Annotated in this window: 17 protein-coding genes; 10 read left to right on the top strand and 7 right to left on the bottom strand. The window is 46.8% G+C overall.

What is annotated here, in order from left to right; genetic code table 11:
- Positions 1 to 150 precede the first annotated feature (150 nt).
- Together PPA03S_RS06490 and PPA03S_RS06485 are read left to right on the top strand one after the other, a co-directional pair.
- A complete protein-coding gene (locus PPA03S_RS06490) occupies positions 151 to 480 on the top strand; it encodes a hypothetical protein (RefSeq protein ID WP_062321032.1) in 330 nt (109 codons plus the stop codon).
- Positions 481 to 495: 15 nt separating this feature from the next.
- The gene (locus PPA03S_RS06485; protein ID WP_062321030.1) at positions 496 to 1,062 is read left to right on the top strand and encodes a hypothetical protein; all 567 of its coding nucleotides are present in this window, start codon (positions 496 to 498) and stop codon (positions 1,060 to 1,062) included.
- Between the two features lie 115 nt (positions 1,063 to 1,177).
- On the opposite strand, the gene PPA03S_RS06480 is transcribed toward PPA03S_RS06485, so the two are convergent.
- From PPA03S_RS06480 to PPA03S_RS06470, 3 genes are read right to left on the bottom strand one after another with little or no spacing between them, the layout of a single operon-like run.
- The gene (locus PPA03S_RS06480; RefSeq protein WP_062321029.1) at positions 1,178 to 2,341 is read right to left on the bottom strand and encodes a Ger(x)C family spore germination protein; all 1,164 of its coding nucleotides are present in this window, start codon (positions 2,339 to 2,341) and stop codon (positions 1,178 to 1,180) included.
- A complete protein-coding gene (locus PPA03S_RS06475) occupies positions 2,338 to 3,843 on the bottom strand; it encodes a spore germination protein (RefSeq protein WP_062321026.1) in 1,506 nt (501 codons plus the stop codon). The genes PPA03S_RS06480 and PPA03S_RS06475 overlap by 4 nt, the downstream gene beginning before the upstream one ends.
- Complete coding sequence (locus tag PPA03S_RS06470; protein ID WP_062321024.1) at positions 3,800 to 4,936, bottom strand: GerAB/ArcD/ProY family transporter; 1,137 nt, start codon at positions 4,934 to 4,936, stop codon at positions 3,800 to 3,802. Before PPA03S_RS06470 ends, PPA03S_RS06475 begins: the two co-directional genes overlap by 44 nt.
- Positions 4,937 to 5,115: 179 nt before the next feature.
- Between PPA03S_RS06470 and PPA03S_RS06465 the strand changes: the two genes are divergently transcribed.
- The 3 genes from PPA03S_RS06465 (at position 5,116) to PPA03S_RS06455 (ending at position 8,237) form a co-directional block, all read left to right on the top strand.
- Positions 5,116 to 6,027: an NAD(P)-dependent oxidoreductase gene (locus PPA03S_RS06465; RefSeq protein ID WP_281189021.1), complete on the top strand. Its 912-nt coding sequence runs from the start codon at positions 5,116 to 5,118 to the stop codon at positions 6,025 to 6,027.
- Positions 6,028 to 6,275: 248 nt separating this feature from the next.
- Positions 6,276 to 7,013, top strand: a complete 738-nt coding sequence (locus PPA03S_RS06460; RefSeq protein ID WP_062321020.1) for a nuclease-related domain-containing protein — start codon at positions 6,276 to 6,278, stop codon at positions 7,011 to 7,013.
- A 357-nt stretch (positions 7,014 to 7,370) separates the two neighbouring features.
- Complete coding sequence (locus tag PPA03S_RS06455) at positions 7,371 to 8,237, top strand: hypothetical protein (protein WP_217998925.1); 867 nt, start codon at positions 7,371 to 7,373, stop codon at positions 8,235 to 8,237.
- A 107-nt stretch (positions 8,238 to 8,344) separates the two neighbouring features.
- Here the strand turns inward: PPA03S_RS06455 and PPA03S_RS06450 are convergent, their stop codons facing one another.
- The 4 genes from PPA03S_RS06450 to PPA03S_RS06440 are packed head-to-tail and all read right to left on the bottom strand — an operon-like array spanning position 8,345 to position 11,343.
- Positions 8,345 to 9,013: a YwrJ family protein gene (locus tag PPA03S_RS06450; protein ID WP_062321016.1), complete on the bottom strand. Its 669-nt coding sequence runs from the start codon at positions 9,011 to 9,013 to the stop codon at positions 8,345 to 8,347.
- A gap of 13 nt (positions 9,014 to 9,026) precedes the next feature.
- Positions 9,027 to 10,394 carry an arsenic transporter gene (locus tag PPA03S_RS06445; RefSeq protein ID WP_062321014.1) on the bottom strand — a complete coding sequence of 456 codons (1,368 nt, stop codon included), beginning with the start codon at positions 10,392 to 10,394 and terminating at the stop codon, positions 9,027 to 9,029.
- Complete coding sequence (locus PPA03S_RS32770) at positions 10,395 to 10,532, bottom strand: hypothetical protein (protein WP_157283977.1); 138 nt, start codon at positions 10,530 to 10,532, stop codon at positions 10,395 to 10,397.
- 49 nt (positions 10,533 to 10,581) lie between these two features.
- Entirely contained in the window at positions 10,582 to 11,343 is a 762-nt protein-coding gene (locus PPA03S_RS06440; RefSeq protein WP_062321013.1) for an LSm family protein, read from the bottom strand.
- Between the two features lie 370 nt (positions 11,344 to 11,713).
- Here PPA03S_RS06440 and PPA03S_RS06435 point away from each other — a divergent pair, with 370 nt between their 5' ends.
- From PPA03S_RS06435 to PPA03S_RS06415, 5 genes are all read left to right on the top strand, one after another.
- Positions 11,714 to 12,739 carry a CotH kinase family protein gene (locus tag PPA03S_RS06435; protein ID WP_245683531.1) on the top strand — a complete coding sequence of 342 codons (1,026 nt, stop codon included), beginning with the start codon at positions 11,714 to 11,716 and terminating at the stop codon, positions 12,737 to 12,739.
- A 132-nt stretch (positions 12,740 to 12,871) separates the two neighbouring features.
- The gene (locus tag PPA03S_RS06430) at positions 12,872 to 14,650 is read left to right on the top strand and encodes a cache domain-containing sensor histidine kinase (RefSeq protein WP_062321008.1); all 1,779 of its coding nucleotides are present in this window, start codon (positions 12,872 to 12,874) and stop codon (positions 14,648 to 14,650) included.
- A 46-nt stretch (positions 14,651 to 14,696) separates the two neighbouring features.
- Positions 14,697 to 15,773 carry a response regulator transcription factor gene (locus tag PPA03S_RS06425; protein WP_062321006.1) on the top strand — a complete coding sequence of 359 codons (1,077 nt, stop codon included), beginning with the start codon at positions 14,697 to 14,699 and terminating at the stop codon, positions 15,771 to 15,773.
- A gap of 204 nt (positions 15,774 to 15,977) precedes the next feature.
- Positions 15,978 to 16,949 (top strand): ABC transporter permease, encoded by a 972-nt coding sequence (locus PPA03S_RS06420; RefSeq protein WP_062321004.1) that lies wholly within the window; start codon positions 15,978 to 15,980, stop codon positions 16,947 to 16,949.
- A 15-nt stretch (positions 16,950 to 16,964) separates the two neighbouring features.
- Complete coding sequence (locus PPA03S_RS06415) at positions 16,965 to 17,834, top strand: carbohydrate ABC transporter permease (protein WP_062321002.1); 870 nt, start codon at positions 16,965 to 16,967, stop codon at positions 17,832 to 17,834.
- The last annotated feature ends 35 nt before the right edge of the window (positions 17,835 to 17,869 follow it).

Raw genomic sequence — 17,869 nt, 5'->3', positions numbered from 1 at the left:
TCTTATATGAACCTCCTAACCTATGTGTTGGAGGTCATTATAATAAACAATAAGGAACAAACTATTTATATTTCCATATCCATCCTGTAAAATCTTCTGATAAGAGGTTATTTACGTTAGGCAATTCCGTTCAGGCAATCAGGAGGCCATATGAGCAAGAGGAAGAATGAGAAGCTATACAATTATTTATTATTATTTTTGGTTTTATATGGAGTTACGTTGTTCATTTGGCCTATGGCCCTTTTTGGACTTGGTATGTCTTTAGCTGCACCGTCTCCACATACATATGATACTTCCCGTGATTTAATGGGGAAAATTCTTTTTTCCTATCCTTTGGGTGTATTATTTGCAATTTTTTATTGTGGCATCAGTTATGAGAACGGGCGATACAAAGCCCCTTACTGGGTTGTTCATGTGCCATTACTTTGGCCAGCTTCGTGGATCATCGTCGAATACTTGGGATTAAGATTTGGTTTTTAAAGAAAAGAGGATTATATGACGCGTAATCAAAAACGGGGAGCTTATGTGGTATTTATTATAGTGCTTACAGGGATTCTCTTCTTGATTCGATCATGCAAGACAGAAGAGCTCGCCCCCCTACTAACCAGAAATAACATTCAACCTGAACAGGTGATGGTGGTAGCACCCGTCGATTCAAGAACTCACCTGGTTTTATATCAGAACGCTCAAAGTGAGGGTATTGCTTCTGCCTTGATCCAGATTAGGAAGTGGTCGTCTGAAGTAATTAAATCAGGAAGTGTCCTTCAGGACAATAAGGATGGGCCAATATCTTATCATCTGGCAGGATACCCGTATTCTAATGACAACACGAGTTATATTGTATACGGATATATCCACAATCCGGACATAGTTCAATTACTTATCCGCTATGAGCCGAACCCTTCGTCTGCGGAAGTGGAGGCAGGGATCCTTGAACCCTCTGATCAAGGGAGATTGTGGTACGCCGTAATTCAGCAGCCAATAACGGAAATGCAGATGAACATCCGAGGACTCGATAACGCTGGCAACACGATATACTCAACACTGGACAACGAAGATTAGAAATCATATGAATGCTATGTATACTCTGTAACGTCTCAACCCCCCGTGGAAAATAATCACAGTTCCAACCAAACCATCCCCTTGTCCGTTTCATACGGCAGGGGATGTGTTATGACTACACTTTCCTACGGAATTTACCCGTATATGGAATCGTAATATGAATATTCAGCTTCTGAATGGAATCCTCCGTTAGGATCATCTTTGAGCCGTTGTTGGACAGCTTGCGCCAAAGCTTTGGATTTTTACGATAGAGCTTTTCCTGAAGCCCATAAATATCGACCCCACGTTGCAGACCTTCGCGATACGTTTGCATGATTTGATCCTTTAACGTCTTCTCGCTAAATTGGACCATCTCATCATAGGAAATAGGAGTGAGATACTCATACAAGGCTGTGAGGTACTTGGCATCAATGTTGAAACGGACCTCATTCCCTTGAACGACAGGTTCAATCTTGATATTAGGCAGGCCTACACTCAGCACCCCATAGGTGGTTCCTTCATCCTCAATAATTAATGGAGCACGCCGCATATCCTTGAGTAACCAGTGGTATCCTGGAATCTTGCTGTGGGGCAAATATTCAAAATTAACCCCGGTCCTTTCAAAAAATGCGCCGTCAATCATAAACAGTTCATGATTCTTTTTGTTCTGCGACCAATGCTCCTTGTTCAGGGTAATACAAGGCAGATAGGTTGTCGTGGACGCGTTGTTATGGGTGGAAATGAGCTTGAAACTGAGCACAGGAGGAAACAGGGACTCCTCCAAAAACGAAGGTAGTGGATTATGAAGAATGCTGTCCAGTGGAGACATATTGTATATGGACGTGGCACTCAGAATATTTTCCAGCGGTTCACGCGTGCCGTACACCCAGGTTGTATAACGCGATTCAGGGAAGCGACCCAGCATATCGAACACATCCTTGATGTGATTGCTGGTCAGCACACTTTCCGCCATGACAATGGCCGTTACATGACCCCAGGCGATATGGAGCTGGGAACTTCGAAACAGTTCGTTTACCGCCAGATTCAATGTTTTTCCTGTTGCATGTCCAACCCATACCGGCGGGGTATCTGCAGTTTTGGTTGAACTGTCACTCTTGGCTACACTGGCAAAGTCCATAGTCTGAACATACATGTGATATATCCCGTCTTTGTAATCAATCCCGATCGCTTTGGCATAGTCCACCTGTTGAATCTCATAGGCACTCCAACACCCGCTGGTCACCAAACCAAGAGAGAGGCTCAGCATGCCTACTAACCATCGGCGCATGAGCCGCTTCATCGCTCATTACCTTCTTTGCGTGGCTTCTGCGTTTCAAGATAGACGGGTCTGCGTTTCATCCCGCCTTTCGGCAGCTTGAACAAGGAGGCCAGAGCCTGTTTGAAATGAAGCGGACTGAGCGGTGTCAGATAAGGAATCCCGAACGATTTCAGGTCGGTCAGATAGATCAGGAACAGAATAATGGACAGAATGAAACCGTATATGCCGAGGGATGCCCCCAGTACAAAACAGAAAAAGCGCAGGATCAGAACAGAACTGGTCATGACCTGATTCACGATGGTTGCGCCGGCAACGACGGTGACGGCAATGACAACAATCATGAGCGGGGAAACCATACCCGCCCGGATGGCTGAATCCCCGATAATTAAACCGCCAACGACGGTCAGTGTCTGACCAATGGCACTGGGAAGTCGCACACCGGCTTCCCTGAACAGCTCCATGAGAAGCATGATAAGAAACATCTCCACACCCGATTCCATCGGCAGCCCCATACGTCCGACCGAGATGGTGGCTACAAGCGGGAAAGGCAGCTGATCCATGTGAAACGAAGTCAGCGCGATATAGAATCCAGGCAGAAATACGGTCACCATTAATCCAATAAAGCGCAGCATGCGACCGACATTCACCGGAAGGAACGGGAAGCTGGCATCCTCAGGGGACTTGAGGAGCAGAAACAGATTCACGGGACCAATGATAACGCTGGGGTTGCCATCCACGATGAGAATGAACCGGCCGTTCAGAAGACATTCGGAGGCAAAATCGGGTCTGCCGGTATAATGGGTTACCGGAAACAGTGTAATTTTCGAAGGGGACAGCAATTCTTCCAATTCATTGGCTGTCATGATTCGCTCTATATCGATTTTGCGCAGTCGATTCTTGACATCATCAATTAACTCGGGATTGGCTATGTTCTTGATGTACATCAGGGCGACTTTGGTCATGGAGCGAGAGCCGATTAATTCAATATTACAGGCTAATTCGGCTGTACGCAGACGTGTACGAATCAAGGCAATATTGACGGACAACCGTTCGATAAATCCATCTCGCGCTCCACGGATGGATACCTCCGTAGTGGATTCTTCCGGTGTCCGGGTCGGAATGTTGGATATATCCATGCTCCACATCGTCTGAAGAGAAGGGATGCAGATGAGCATATGTCCTTCAAATACCCGCAATGCCATGAGCTCCGTCCCCATTGCTTCATTCTCCAGATCCATACGGGTCCATTGAAGCGTAACGGACTTTTCGATATCAGATGTCCGAACAAAGTGGGTACTCTCGTAGGTTCGCGTCAATTCGGGAAGAATAATATCATATATGGATTTGCTATCTATCATGCCACTGCAATATAGAACAACAATCTGTTGGGAAGAATCCCCGATCATGTGACTGCTGATAATAACATCGTCTGAACCTGCGAAAAACGTCGTCAAATTATGCTCATTGATTCGGAATGGCTCAGCCGGATGAGGGTTCTTCCTGGGTGCTGTTTTGATCGGCATGGGTTGGAGCCTCCTTGTCTTTTTTGTGAATGAGTGCAGCCAGGGTCAACAGGATGGTGATTATGGATACATAAGCCAGCATGACGGGAAACTGAATATGGCTTACATAATAATCAACGTAATCAATCCTCCACCACTGAACAGCTACGAAGCACATGATAAAGGTGACCGTTAAAATGGCAATATACCTCTTTTTGGGCCTGCGAAAATCAAGCAGATCCACGATCAGATAAATGGAGATAGCCACTCTGGCAAAAGAACCGCTTAGCCATTGATATATGGAAAGGAAATCCACGTGCTGAAGCAGCTTCCCAATGTTGACCAGCTTCCATTGCTCGTAGGGGCTATTTCGTTGTTTTGCGGCTTCCTCCGGACCAAACTCAACAATGGCTCCGAGCGTAGGCCCGACTGCCATACTGAACATGAAGAGTCCCAGCAAAAGGAGATGCCACCAGCGAATTTTGCTTTTGACATCATGTTGGAACAGCATCAATATCCATATCTCCATCAGTCCGGCAAGGGAATAGATCATGCCTTTCAGGACAGGACCCACACCATATTCCATTATCGGGAAAAGTTGTCCGTAGTCCTTGTATTTCATGTTGGCTGACATAACAAAATATCCGAGCAGGATGACGAAGGGAAGCAGAATGCTTGAAGTCATGGCAATGGAACGTATGCCTTTGGCGGCAGCCCAGGCAGCAACCAATGCACCGGCTCCTGCGAGCACATAGGGTGGGGTGAATTGCAGATAGGTGGACACCGTCCAATTGGTTGTTTCATATAACGTATGTGTTCCCAGACTGAGCAGCAGCAGCGATGCAGTAATCCGAAAAATCCACGAAGGCACTATGCCGAATTCGCGGGTAATCCAATCGGTTATCCGCTGTCCCTGTACCCGCCTGATGATAATGAACATCATACAAAGAAATAACATAAATAAAGGTGCAGCAGCCAGTACAGATAACCAGCCGTCTCTGCCTGCCTGATCCAGAATTGCCGGAATGGACAGAACATGACATACGAGCCCGGCACTCAATAAAATAATGGAAAAGGAAAGCCAAATCGTGATTTCACCCTTTTCACGACCCATGGGAATCCTCCTTTCCGAACGAGGAAGTTTCCGTTAGGTTGTACAGGAAATGGATTTTCGATTCCTCTTTTATCTTTTTGAACAATAGAAGATGAATCAAGATAGACGGAAGAGACAGAAAGCATTAACATACAGATATAGCAAGTTTAGAAGACAAGCTCCATACGAAACAGAGAGAAATAAGGAGGAAACCTACGATGACAAATACGACGAAGGCACCTGGAGAGACGAAAGTTGGCTTTATTGGTACAGGTGTGATGGGCAAAAGCATGGCAGGGCACATCCAGCAGGCAGGCTATCCGCTGCATGTCTACACGCGCACGGCAGCCAAAGCGGAAGCGCTCGTGAAGGAAGGTGCTGTATGGCATGACACACCAGGCAAACTGGCAGCCGAGTGTGATGTCATCATCACGATGGTGGGGTATCCGAAGGATGTTGAGGAGATTTATCTTGGTGAAGAGGGTCTTGTGGCGAACGCCAAACCGGGCTCGTATCTGATTGATATGACCACATCCAGCCCGCTGCTGGCTGCACGGATCTATGAAGCCGCAGAAGCGAAAGGACTGCATGCATTGGATGCACCCGTTTCCGGTGGAGATATTGGAGCGCGGGATGCCAAACTGTCCATTATGGTTGGCGGTAGTTCGGAGGCTTTTGAAGCGGTTCGTCCGTTGTTCGAGCAGATGGGTACCAATATTGTGCTGCAAGGCAAGGCGGGAGCAGGACAGCACACCAAAATGTGCAACCAAATCGCCATTGCTTCAGGCATGATGGGTGTATGCGAGGCACTTGCTTATGCCAAGACATCCGGTCTGGACGCGGAGAATGTGCTGAAGAGCATCGCTACGGGTGCAGCCGGAAGCTGGTCGCTTAGCAATCTCGGCCCGCGCATGATCGCAGGCGATTATGAGCCCGGATTCTATGTGAAACATTTTATCAAAGACATGGGTATCGCTCTCGAATCTGCCCAGGCCATGGGTATGAAGACGCCAGGCCTGGCGCTGGCTGAATCCTTGTATCAGGAAATATCCAAGAACGGTCTGGATGAAAAGGGTACACAGGTGCTTTACACATATTATTTACAGGCTTAATGATCTCATCTAAGCAAACAGCGTGTTCTTTTTCTTCAATAGAAAGGAATACGCTGTTTTTTTTAAATTATTTCCTCTCGTATGCGTCTAAAGTCACAGTATTGGTTAAAGAACCGTATATACTATAGTTGAACCATGGAATTTTGGTGCTCCTCCCTTTATTTTTGCCCCTCTTTATCCGACATAAGTAATAGAAGTATACATAATGGATGTGCGAAACCCACACTACAATAGAACGGAGCTTGCCCATGTTCAAAAAAATCCTGTCTCTGTTCAAGTCACAGCCAGAGCTCGCGAACCAGATAACAGCTTCTGCTTCTCCTTCATCTTTATCGTCAACGGCCCCCATTCCCACACGCATGGTCCGCAGTCGGCGCAAATCAAAATCGGATGCAGACTGGACCCGTCAGCCAGAGGAACCAAGCATTGCCCAACAGCTGCATGGTCTCCCGGGTGAATATAAAGTGCTGAACGATTTGCTTGTTGCCAATCCCAAGTCCCGTTCGGGTTATTCATCGATTGATCATGTGGTCATTGGTCCGCGGGGAATCTTCGTGATTGAGACACGGAACCTGACAACAGGTGAGATTCGTGGCGGCCGAAGAGAGGCTAACTGGACCGTCAGCAGCAGTCGAATCAAGATGTATAACCCGCTGATGCAGCACCGAGGGCATGTAGAGGCCATTCAGGCCCATCTGGGTGATTATAAACGAGTTCGGCTGATCTCCATGGTGACGTTCACCAATCGCTGCCGGATCAGCGTTGATCCCGCTGTGCGGTATGTCAATTCGGATGAACTGATTATTTATGATCATGAATTGGTGGAGACCATTCTGCGTAAAACGGAAAGACTTGAGGCTGAAGTCCCCGAAACGTTGTATAAAGAGAAGGATACTCAGGCCATTTACAATTTGTTGAACGCAGTCAATTCCACGGATTCCCAGATTCGGGCTGACCATATGGAGAAGGCTAAAGGCATCAAATAATAAGAACCTGCTGCATCATCCATGTGCTACGAATTGAAATTGAATAAATTGTGCGCTTCATTTCGGTCCATCACCTGATGTGTGGATGAAATCAAGAGCACAGGCATGCATAGCAACACGGTTGTCCTTCTATGGATAACCGTGTTTTTGTTTCTGTTTTTGCAAGAAAAGGGTAGGCAGTAATACATGCGGATGCAGGCATATTGTCGTATACACCCAGTATTTAACTTATGATAAAATAAAGACCAGATTTCATCATGATAAATCTATGTTACCCGAAAGGGCATGGTTGGATTAGCTATTCACTGATTGAAAGAGAGGGTCATGTATACGATGAGATGGAATCATAGAATCAAGATGATCACAGCCATTTTCAGCTTGGCTGTCGTTCTAACCGCATGTGGCGGTGGTGCCAAGGATACGACGACGAATCAACCTGCCCAGGAGGCTGTCACACCGACCAGCACTTCGGACACATCCGCAACCGAAACAAAGGTAGCAGAAGCAAGCGAAAAGGGATCCGCGGAAACGACCTCGACAACGGGAGTTAGTGACACTGCAAGTGAAAAAGGCAAGATTGGTCTGGATTCTACACTGGAGGAATTGAAGCAGAAGTATGCAGACAAGCTTGGATATATCCGTGTCCCGCTTAATGATCATCCGGTGCGCAGGGTAAGTGAAGCTGGCTCCAAAAATATTAATATTGCCAATTACAGTGATGCGGTAGTGGGTATGAACACAGGCATTCCGATTCACTCTGATTCACAGCGTTTGATCGATGATGCCTTTCCGTTTTTCACAACTGTTCAGGCGCCAGACGTCTCCTATGTACCATGGGAAGAAGCAACTAATCTGGAGCGTGCCATGGTCAAAACGTTGTTTATCTCTCGTGAAGGTCTGCTCATCACCGAAGATGCAATGAATAATAAGGATTACAGCAGTAAATCATTTCAGGATTCCATGAACTTCTTTGAAGTAACAGCCAAATTTGAATCCATGGCACCTGTGGCGCAGCATCCATATGACATCACATTAAGCCAACTCTACGACAAAGCGCGGGATTCGTGGGGCAGGCTGGCTGCAATAGACCCTTCTCAAGACGAGGTGGCATTTGCAGAGATGTACAAGACGGCTCGAACAGACGCAAATAACGCAATGGGGCTCCTGAACATTTTGCTGTCTACGAATGAAGAAGAACGCATGGAGCAGACATACGGAAAATAGGGAAACCGTTGCAATAGTAGACTTGCACAAGTATTCTTCCAACATAAAGAAAGGTCCATCTGTGACAAGCAGATGGACCTTTTCTAGTAAATTCTCATTATCAATATTCAAGGAAGATGAATGGTTTGAACATGATCGGTATGCATTATTAAGGTATTACCTTCTGCCTCTACCAGTTCAAGTAAATTGTTGTCCACGCTCTTCAGCAATCCAGCACGGTAAGGCTTATCACCCAGATTCATGCTGACGAGTTCGCCAACCATTTTCTGAAGCTGCTGATCAAGTGTACGGGATAGTGGCATGGACACAGGTTGCATAGGGAAATGCTGCTGACTTAGAGAGTACGGCGTGCTATTCGTGGGAGAAGGAATAATATATTTGAGGTGATTGATCGAGACGTAGACTGAACGATGAAATGGTGAGAAGAATATGAAGTAATCGTTCATAATGTTGGTAATATAACCATGCAACGTTCGTCCGCCTATCGAAATTTCACTGAATCTTCCACGGGCATTCATTAGGATTTTGCGGTAGGATATATTGTTATGGTCCAACTCTGGATCAGGCGCAGGTAAGTTGGAAGTGGAATTGGGATCATCCGCTTTGGTAATATGCATCGACTGAAGATGATGAAGGGGTACATAGATGAATCGTTGATCTCCGTAAACCACTATCAAATCCTGACCCATATCAATAATTTCACCCTGAATCGGTAGTTTACACCCGGACAGTTCCAATTCAATGGACTTTCCGAGCCATATTGTTGGGAATTTCACAGTATACCTCCTCTCAGTATAGAATAGAAGCCCAAATATATAGTGAAACTAGGCTGACAATTAGACTGATTGGTATCACAATGAAGGTCACTTTCATATACTGTTTCCAGGAGACACGAATATGGTTGGTCTTTAATATATACATCCAGATCAGCGTTGCCAGTGTCCCTATAGGTGTCAGTAACGCTCCAATGTCGCTACCCAGGATGTTGGCAAGATACGCCAGATGCAGCTGAGAATCACTTAGTTGAAGATCTGTTACAGCAAATGTCCCGATCATGACTGAAGGCAGGTTATTGAATAGATTGGATAGTAGGGTAAGCATTAACCCCGATATAGCAATTAGGCTAGCGTTTCCCCCTTCTACCATAGGTTTCATCCATTGAATGATCCATGAGGTCATTCCTGCCCGGTGAAGACTATCCACAATAATATAAATGCTGAAGGCAAAGATCAGAATATGCCAGGGGGTCTGCGTTACCACATCTTTAAGTCCAGTCCGTGTGCGATACCAACGCACAGCGAGCATGAGAACAACACCTGTGATCGCGACAATTTCCATCCGGATACCGAATTGCTCAGCGAGAAAATATCCTGCACGAATAAATACAACAATCCCAATACAGACTCGGAACAGCCACCAGTCTACGTTTCTATCGCTATCGGTTGTTCTTGACTCCCTATCGGCCTCTAACAGCGGATGATATCTCGAACCGGATGGGGTTTGCAGGGGGACAGGGAAATAATGAATGACCCTGGGGATATTTTTACGGAAATAATAGAATAATAGCACTGTCATCACGATAATACCTAACATGGAAGGTACAAACATCATCTGGGTATAGGTGTTAAGATTCAAGCCGACCATCTGCAAGGCAATCAGATTCGCGAGATTACTAAGTCCAATTGGCGCACTTGAGGCCGTAGCAATGAGCGCACCGGAGATCAGGTAGGGCAGCTGCTGATGCATTTTCAGACGAAGCATGGAACAGATTCGAATAATAATCGGTGTTGTGATCAGGATGCTGCCGTCGTTGTTGAAGAAGATGGTCATGAGAAAACAAAGTAGTAGAATTAACCAATACAATCGAAAGCCGGAACCTCTCGCTTTTTCAATCATATTCAGGGCAATCCAGCGAAAAAAACCGATGCTATCAAGGATAATGGACATTACAATAGTAGAGAGAATCGTTACGGCTGCACCAGATACAATCCCGAAGATGCCGACAATATGTGCGTAACTGCTCACTCCAGTCAAAACAAGAAGAAGGGCGCCGAGCGAGGTAGGGATGGATTCGTTTAATCCGCCAGGCCGCCACATCAGGAAAATGACAGTGATGATAAATACCCCGAAGGTTAACCACAACTGATAGTCAGGCATTTACTGTGATTCACCTCCCAGGGGGAGAAGTCCTTGTGAAGCCTGAATCAGATGTTCACGGGTCGGTGTGAGCCTTCCAGGTATAACGATCCAATATAAAGGTACACTGAGCAAGGCCACTGCAACGAAGATCAACATGATAATTCCCCCCTTTAACTGGTAGATAACCTACGTTGTCAATTTCTTTTTAACATTTCTTTTTGCCGCCGGATTTGTTGCCACGGGATTGATTGCCTTGATTGCCGCGCGACTTGTTCCCACCTGACTTATTTCCATGGGATTGATTGCCGTGCGACTTGTTCCCACCTGACTTATTTCCATGGGATTGATTACCGCGCGACTTGTTTCCACCTGATTTATTCCCTTGGGATTGATTGCCCCGTGATTTGTTTCCACCAGATTGATTACCCCGGGCTTGGTTGCCAGTACTCTGGTTGCCTTGAGCAGCTTGATTGCCTTGGGAACGGTTGCCGCGAGATTGATTGTTCTGAGTCTGGTTTCCTTGGCTCGTGTTGTTACTATTGTTATTGCTGCTGCCGCGTACGAGGGATACAGATTTCACATGTTGCAGCGGAATACGAACGATCTCCTGATTTTTCATGGTTATGATTAATTGGTTCTGGTTGGCATCGGCCAGGATGCCTTCGACTTTTTCCGGACCTCCCCGGTTGATCTGCACTTGGCGAAAGCGAAGTGCCTGCATAACCCCCAGAAACGTATTGGAGGGAATAGGGTTACCCATTTGAGTTCTGTTCCCACCGGAACGACCTGTGTCTGTTATGCTTTTGACATGGGATTCATTGATATAGACGATTCCTTCCTTGCAGCTCAACGCCATATAGTCCCAACGTACGTCCAAAAGAGTGCCCTGTACTGAATCAGGTCCTCCCCGGTTAACCTTGATTTCTCTTCCCAACAAACCTCTCATGCCTTGACCATTCGTAGACATTGTGTTGTACCCCTTCCATGATATAAGTTCAGATGGACAGAAATGGTGGATGTTATGATGATCCCTTCCATTCGTCATTCGTGTCTGTCTGTAGTTTAATCATATGTAACATGCCTTTAAGGGGGACTAGCCAGACAACCATTTCTATATCATTTTGGCTATTATCTATGAAATTGAATGTATATTTATAGATTAATAACGCGGTTACTCCGCATTCTGCCATGTGAAGTTGATGTGTTATATATAGGACTGTGCATCCGCCCTTACGGCCTGCTGTGCTCCTGCATAGGATGATGTAACAGCCTACGGGCAAATCTCACAGGTCATCGAAAGGCGGATGGAAATGGCCCTACCTGTCTACCACATCAATGTGTCTGCGAATGAATATCAGCAGCTAACATCGAATATATGGTCAGATACTTTTGTGAACGGCACGATGCAGATGGACGGCAAACAGCTCCCAATCCGGATTCGATACCGGGGAGGACACACACGTGGCTATGTCAAAAAGTCATTTGAGATTCGGACTTCCAGCCGGACGTTCCATTTTAATGCCGAGTACGATGACCCTTCGCTGCTGCGTAATGCGCTCTCTTTTCGTTTTTTCGAGTCGATCCGTGTACCCGCGCCTTCTACGCGGCACTGCGTACTTTACTTAAACGGGCAACTTCTGGGCGTATACTTGCGGATCGAAGGTGTAAAATCGTTCTTTTTTCGCCAAAGAAGGATACCCGTTCGCAGCATTTTCTATGCGGTGAATGACCGTGCAGGTTTTGCAATTGATCCGGACTCTTCTGACAAAGGGAGAGATCTATTATCCGGGTATACTCTGATTCGCGGCAAGGATGTGGATCGCACGAAGCTTCGTAACTTTATACAACAGCTGAACACGAAGTCCGGACAGGAGTTATTTCGCTTTTTGCAGTCACGGATGGATACGGACAATTATTTACGCTGGCTAAGCGGAGCTGTTCTGACAGGGAACTTCGATGGATTTCATCAGAATTATACGTGGTATGAGAAAAACAAAAGTCGTAAGTACGGCATTCTGCCATGGGATTATGAGGGTACCTGGGGAAGAAACTGTTATGGAACGAAAGTTGACCCCAATCTCGTTCGAATTCTGGGCTATAACAAGCTTACCGGACGATTACTGGCATTCCGCATTTTCCGCCAACAATACAAGAAGCTGATGCAACAGCATCTAATGAATGCATTTACTGAGAAGAGGATTATGCCACTTGTTTACCGCCTTCATAATGAGATCCGTGAAGAGGTGGAGAAAGACCCTTACATGAAGTGGGACATGAACGTTTTTTACGGTGAGCCGGAGAGGATTCGAGCTTACGTGGCAGAGCGCCGGCAACATCTGAGGAAGGAGTTACATCGATTGTAGATGCTACTCTGGAAGAAGAGGAGGAACTTTGGCCACCATAGATGCGGGCAAGGTTTTTTCTGTTTTTTTAGATGGCGGTATGATATCTTTTTGAAGAAGAAGAGGCACGGACAAGAGTGAGGTGCAATAGCAATGAGGTGGGTCCATTTATGTAAACGCTTTAAATTCAGAACGAAACTGATTTTGTTTCTGTCGGTGGCGACTGTATTGATATCAGGCATCACGGGTTTAATCACATATCGCATACATATTTCGCTGTTTAATGAAGAAGTGAGTCGCCAGTATAGTCTTACCGCAGAACAGGTGCTTGCAAGACTCGATTCCAGGGTGCACGACATGTATAAAGTGACGGACTACATTACGCTAAATCCCTCCGTGAAAAATGCAATTAAGGCGCAGGCTGCGGGCATTTCCTCCTATGATCAGATGAAGCTGGAAGATGAACTGGATGATCAGTTGTATCAGGTTCGTCTCGATGCACCGGAGATTATGGGAATTCGAATCTATGATCTTAAGGGGAACATATTTAATCTCGGCACGTTTGCCGGATCGTTCCAACAGATGGACCCTTCATATTTGGCTGAGATGGTCCATAAGCTGGAAGGGACGGGAGGGGAATATGTATGGAACCGTCTGGATGCAGATGCTTTCCTTCAGGAGGAAAAATCGAACTGGATTCTGGCCGGACGTTTAATGCGCTCTGTTGATTTGGAGACGTATGGAGTCATGTTAATCCTCTTTAATACCTCTCTGTTTGAATCCTATCTCAAGGACCTGCGTCTTAATGAAGATATTGCCGCGTATTTGTTGGATGCAGATGGGAAACTGGTATATGCATTTCATAATCAAGATGCGGACCCACCACCGCTTACACAACTAAGCATGGGGGCAACCGAGATTAGGGACGAGCAGGGAACCGCTCATTTGTATACAAAACAAACGTCGGACAAAGCCAAGTTCACGTTGATCAGCAAAGTATCCTTGGCACAGATTCAACATAAGGGCAAGATTATCGTAAAGGTTGCTGTATTTTCTGCGGCAGCCACGGTTCTATGTTCGTGGATCATTATTACCATCATCAGCCGCAGGCTGTTGCGTCCTTTGGCCAGTCTGGTGAACGCAATGAAAAGAGTGCGCGACGGACGATTTGATACACGCGTTCCGATTCAGACACAGGATGAGCTGGGTTTCATCGGAGAACGATTCAACGCCATGGCATCACGGATCGATACGTTGATACATGAAGTGTATGAGCGCGAGTTAAGTGAAAAGCAAGCTGAGCTTAAGGCTATACAGGCCCAGTTGAATCCACATTTTCTGTATAACACATTAAGCATGTTTTTCTGGAAGTTCTATATGCTTGGAGATGAGAAGTCGGCGCGTCTGGTTACGGCCTTGTCCGAGATGCTGCAATATACACTGGAGCCAGTCCAGCGGTTGACTACCCTGCAGGATGAGATGACCCAGATTGACCATTACCTGCAGATTCAGCAGGCCCGGTATCAGGAGGCCTTATCGATCGAGATTTCTGTTCCTTCTGAACTGCTCCGTTGCCAGGTGATTCGGCTGCTGCTGCAACCCATTGTGGAGAATGTGTTTGTTCATGCCTTTGCGGACAAAAGAGACAATCGTCGTCTTGAGATTCGCGGCTTCCGGTACGCGGGAAATGATGCAGAATCGGACATGCTTATCCTGGAGATAGCCGATAACGGATGCGGGATGGACCCATCCATGGTGGATCGTATTTTGGCACCTTTGGCGCACGCTGATGAGGAGCGTCAACACATTGGCATGCGAAGTGTACTCCGACGAATCGAACTGATTCATGGCGAGTCTTATGGTGTGCAGATCGAATCCACAGCTGAAGTGGGAACGCTGGTGCGGCTTCGTTTGCCCTATCAGGTGGAATAGGTTGCTAGACGTGAACAGATAACATGCTGAGAGGAGAATACATCCATTGAATGGAAGAATGCTCGTAGTTGATGATGAAGCGATGTTTCGGCAGGGATTGATCCATCTGGTTCGCAACAATCCGCTCGGTTGGGAAGTGGTTGGAGAAGCGGCCGACGGCGAAGAAGCGCTACAGGCCGTGGGCAGCTGTACACCGGATCTGATCATAACGGATATCAATATGCCGGTGATGGACGGCTTGGATCTGGCGGAACAGATCCATGATAGCGGTCAGGACATTATGATCATCATTTTGACCGGCTATCGGGAGTTTGAGTATGCGCAGCGCGCCATCCGTTATGGCGCCATGGAGTTTCTGCTGAAGCCCTTTTCTCTCGATGAAGCCTGTCGTGTTCTGCGCAAAGCGCATGAGCGATACCGCCAGCGACAATCCGATAACCGGATTAGGGAGCATTACAGTCAGGCAGATCGTTTGGAGAGGTTGCGAGAGGAACTGGACTCGCTATTGTTGAATCATCAAGTCCCACAGATGGAAGCGCGGATTGAAGAGCTGTTCAGCAAAGCTTCACGGATGCCTTTGCCCGAATGCAAAGCCGAGATTCAGATGCTCATGAAGGTGATGACCGATCTGCTTGTACAGCAGTTGCGTATACAGGAATCTGCGGGGGCTGACGAGTTCGGCTCTGATCCGTTGTTATGGATTCATACGGTTCAAGAAGTGATGGCTTGGGCACGCTGCAAAAGTAAAGAATGGCTTGGTATGTTGGTGCGACTTATGCAAGAACAGCAGGATCATGTGGTCCCACGGGTCCTTCAGTATATCGAGATGAACTATTCTATCAACTGCACGCTCCAGGCCGCAGCCGCACATGTTCATGTGACCCCCAACTATCTCAGTCACCTGTTCAAAAAAGAAATCGGTCATGGTTTCAGCCAGTACGTCAGCAAGCGGAGAGTGGAGAAAGCGAAGCTGCTGCTGCGCAGCACCCGGCAGAGCATGGCGGACATTGCCGAACAGACCGGGTTCGATAACTCCAGTTATTTTACAACTGTGTTCAAACAGATCACCGGGCTTTCGCCCCGTGAATTTCGCAAGCAGCCGAGCCTTGAGAGCAACGGATAGATGTGGATGGAATCAGTCATCTTTTGTCTAAGCCAACCATGACCAAGATGGTCCTAACACCATGCTCGCTATCATCACAGCCCCACGATGTGGGGTTATTTTGCGTAGAAATTTAAAAAAGGATCGTTGAATATCAAATGTTTACGCTTACATTTTTATCTAAAATACAACTATAGACATCAGCAGCAGAGAGGAGTGGTGAACATGAAGGGAGAACTGGCCGTGAGGCCGCCAGGGCTGGAACCGCCTGACAATGAAGTAAGGCAGAGAATTCGGCAGCAGCGGCTTCGCCGTTTCAAAACCAATATTCCGTTAATTTTGATGTTTCTGCCGGTGATACTGTTTTATCTTACCTTTCGTTATGCGCCGATCGGAGGGCTGGTCATCGCCTTCAAGGATTACAACTTCTATGACGGACTCTGGAACAGTCCATGGGTGGGCTTGGATCATTTTCATACCCTATTCAGCGATCCGCGTACGGTGGAGATTATCCGTAATACCCTCTTCCTCAGTCTGTTGAGCATCATCGTAGGTTTTCCCATTCCGATTATTCTGGCGATCATGCTGAATGAAGTGAGAAACATGGCGTTTAAGCGGACCGTGCAGACCGTGGTGTACATGCCGCACTTCTTCTCCTGGGTCATCATCGCGATGATGATCATGACCGTATTTTCACTGGAGAACGGAATCGTGAACCGATGGGTGGAAGCCTGGACGGGAGAGCCGTATCCATTCATGTACAACAAAGGCTCCTGGATCGCCGTGTTTGTCGGGTCAGGTATCTGGAAGGACATGGGCTTTAACGCGATTATTTTTCTGGCGGCACTAACGACCATCGATCCAAGCCAGTACGAAGCTGCACAGATGGATGGGGCGAGCAAACTTCGACAGATCTGGCACGTAACCCTTCCGGGCATTCGCTCCACCATTATTTTGCTGCTTATTCTGTCGATGGGGCGAGTGATGGAAGTTGGATTTGACCAAGTGTATATGCTGCAGAACTCTAACGTGAACGAGGTTGCCGATGTCATCAGTACGTATATTTATCGCACAGGTCTTCAGGGAGCACAGTTCAGCCTGACGACGGCGATGGGATTATTCGAATCGCTGGTCGCTTTTATTCTCATCTATTGTGCCAACTATATTGCACGTCGATTTAATGAAGGTTTGTGGTAAGGGAGGCGGAACAGAGTGAGAAAAACACGAGGAGAACAAGTCTTTTATATGATCAATTATGTGTTGTTAACATTGGTCGCCATCAGCTGTATCCTGCCTCTCCTGAATATTGTGGCTCTGTCATTGAGCGATGCAAGAGCTGTGGTATCCGGTAAAGTAGGGCTATGGCCAGTCGACTTCACCTGGTTTTCCTATCATAGTCTATTGACCGGGACGCCGATCCTGAATGCGTTCTGGAACAGTGTGGAGATCACATTAATCGGCACAGGGCTCAGTATGGCTGTTACGATTATGGCGGCGTATCCGCTGTCGCGCAGGCACTTTTACCACCGCAGGTTTTTTACGATGGCGATGGTATTCACGATGATTTTTAACGGCGGATTGATTCCGACTTATCTGGTGGTGCAGAACCTTGGACTGGTGAACAGTTATGGTGCACTTTGGCTGCCAGGTCTGGTAAGTACGTATAACATGCTGATTATGAGATCGTATTTTGAAAATCTGCCAGGGGAAGTGGACGAAGCTGCACGCATCGATGGATGCGGAGAGCTCGGTTTGTTATTTCGGATCGTGCTTCCTTTGTCCAAACCGTTGCTGGCGACCATTGCTCTGTTCTATGGTGTAGGGTACTGGAATTCATTCATGAGTGTGATGATTTACATCAACGATACCTCCAAGTACAACATGACTGTATTGGTCCAAAATATGATTATGTCCAATCTGAACGTGCAGGATTTTACCGATCCGACGATGATTTCAAATCTGACGCCAGAAGGCATTCGGGCAGCGGCCGTAATCGTGATGGTCATTCCCATTTTGGCAGTTTATCCGTTCTTGCAAAAGTACTTTGTTAAAGGTGTCATGCTGGGCTCCATCAAAGGGTAGTGCAGGCTGCAAGCCATTCGCTTATTTCATTTCAC

This window comes from Paenibacillus pabuli NBRC 13638, from assembly GCF_001514495.1.
Taxonomy (GTDB): Bacteria; Bacillota; Bacilli; order Paenibacillales; family Paenibacillaceae; genus Paenibacillus; species Paenibacillus pabuli.
The sequence above is the reverse complement of the archived record's forward strand: the minus strand, read 5'-3'. Positions and strand labels throughout refer to the sequence as shown.

What these genes read in the sequence shown, in the direction of transcription:
- PPA03S_RS06440 (WP_062321013.1), bottom strand. Translation starts at nt 11,343, where the DNA reads ATGTCTACGAATGGTCAAGGCATGAGAGGTTTGTTGGGAAGAGAAATC.
- PPA03S_RS06490 (WP_062321032.1), top strand. Translation starts at nt 151, where the DNA reads ATGAGCAAGAGGAAGAATGAGAAGCTATACAATTATTTATTATTATTT.
- PPA03S_RS06485 (WP_062321030.1), top strand. Translation starts at nt 496, where the DNA reads ATGACGCGTAATCAAAAACGGGGAGCTTATGTGGTATTTATTATAGTG.
- PPA03S_RS06420 (WP_062321004.1), top strand. Translation starts at nt 15,978, where the DNA reads ATGAAGGGAGAACTGGCCGTGAGGCCGCCAGGGCTGGAACCGCCTGAC.
- PPA03S_RS06455 (WP_217998925.1), top strand. Translation starts at nt 7,371, where the DNA reads ATGATCACAGCCATTTTCAGCTTGGCTGTCGTTCTAACCGCATGTGGC.
- PPA03S_RS06460 (WP_062321020.1), top strand. Translation starts at nt 6,276, where the DNA reads ATGTTCAAAAAAATCCTGTCTCTGTTCAAGTCACAGCCAGAGCTCGCG.
- PPA03S_RS06470 (WP_062321024.1), bottom strand. Translation starts at nt 4,936, where the DNA reads ATGGGTCGTGAAAAGGGTGAAATCACGATTTGGCTTTCCTTTTCCATT.
- PPA03S_RS06475 (WP_062321026.1), bottom strand. Translation starts at nt 3,843, where the DNA reads ATGCCGATCAAAACAGCACCCAGGAAGAACCCTCATCCGGCTGAGCCA.
- PPA03S_RS32770 (WP_157283977.1), bottom strand. Translation starts at nt 10,532, where the DNA reads ATGTTGATCTTCGTTGCAGTGGCCTTGCTCAGTGTACCTTTATATTGG.
- PPA03S_RS06445 (WP_062321014.1), bottom strand. Translation starts at nt 10,394, where the DNA reads ATGCCTGACTATCAGTTGTGGTTAACCTTCGGGGTATTTATCATCACT.
- PPA03S_RS06430 (WP_062321008.1), top strand. Translation starts at nt 12,872, where the DNA reads ATGAGGTGGGTCCATTTATGTAAACGCTTTAAATTCAGAACGAAACTG.
- PPA03S_RS06480 (WP_062321029.1), bottom strand. Translation starts at nt 2,341, where the DNA reads ATGAAGCGGCTCATGCGCCGATGGTTAGTAGGCATGCTGAGCCTCTCT.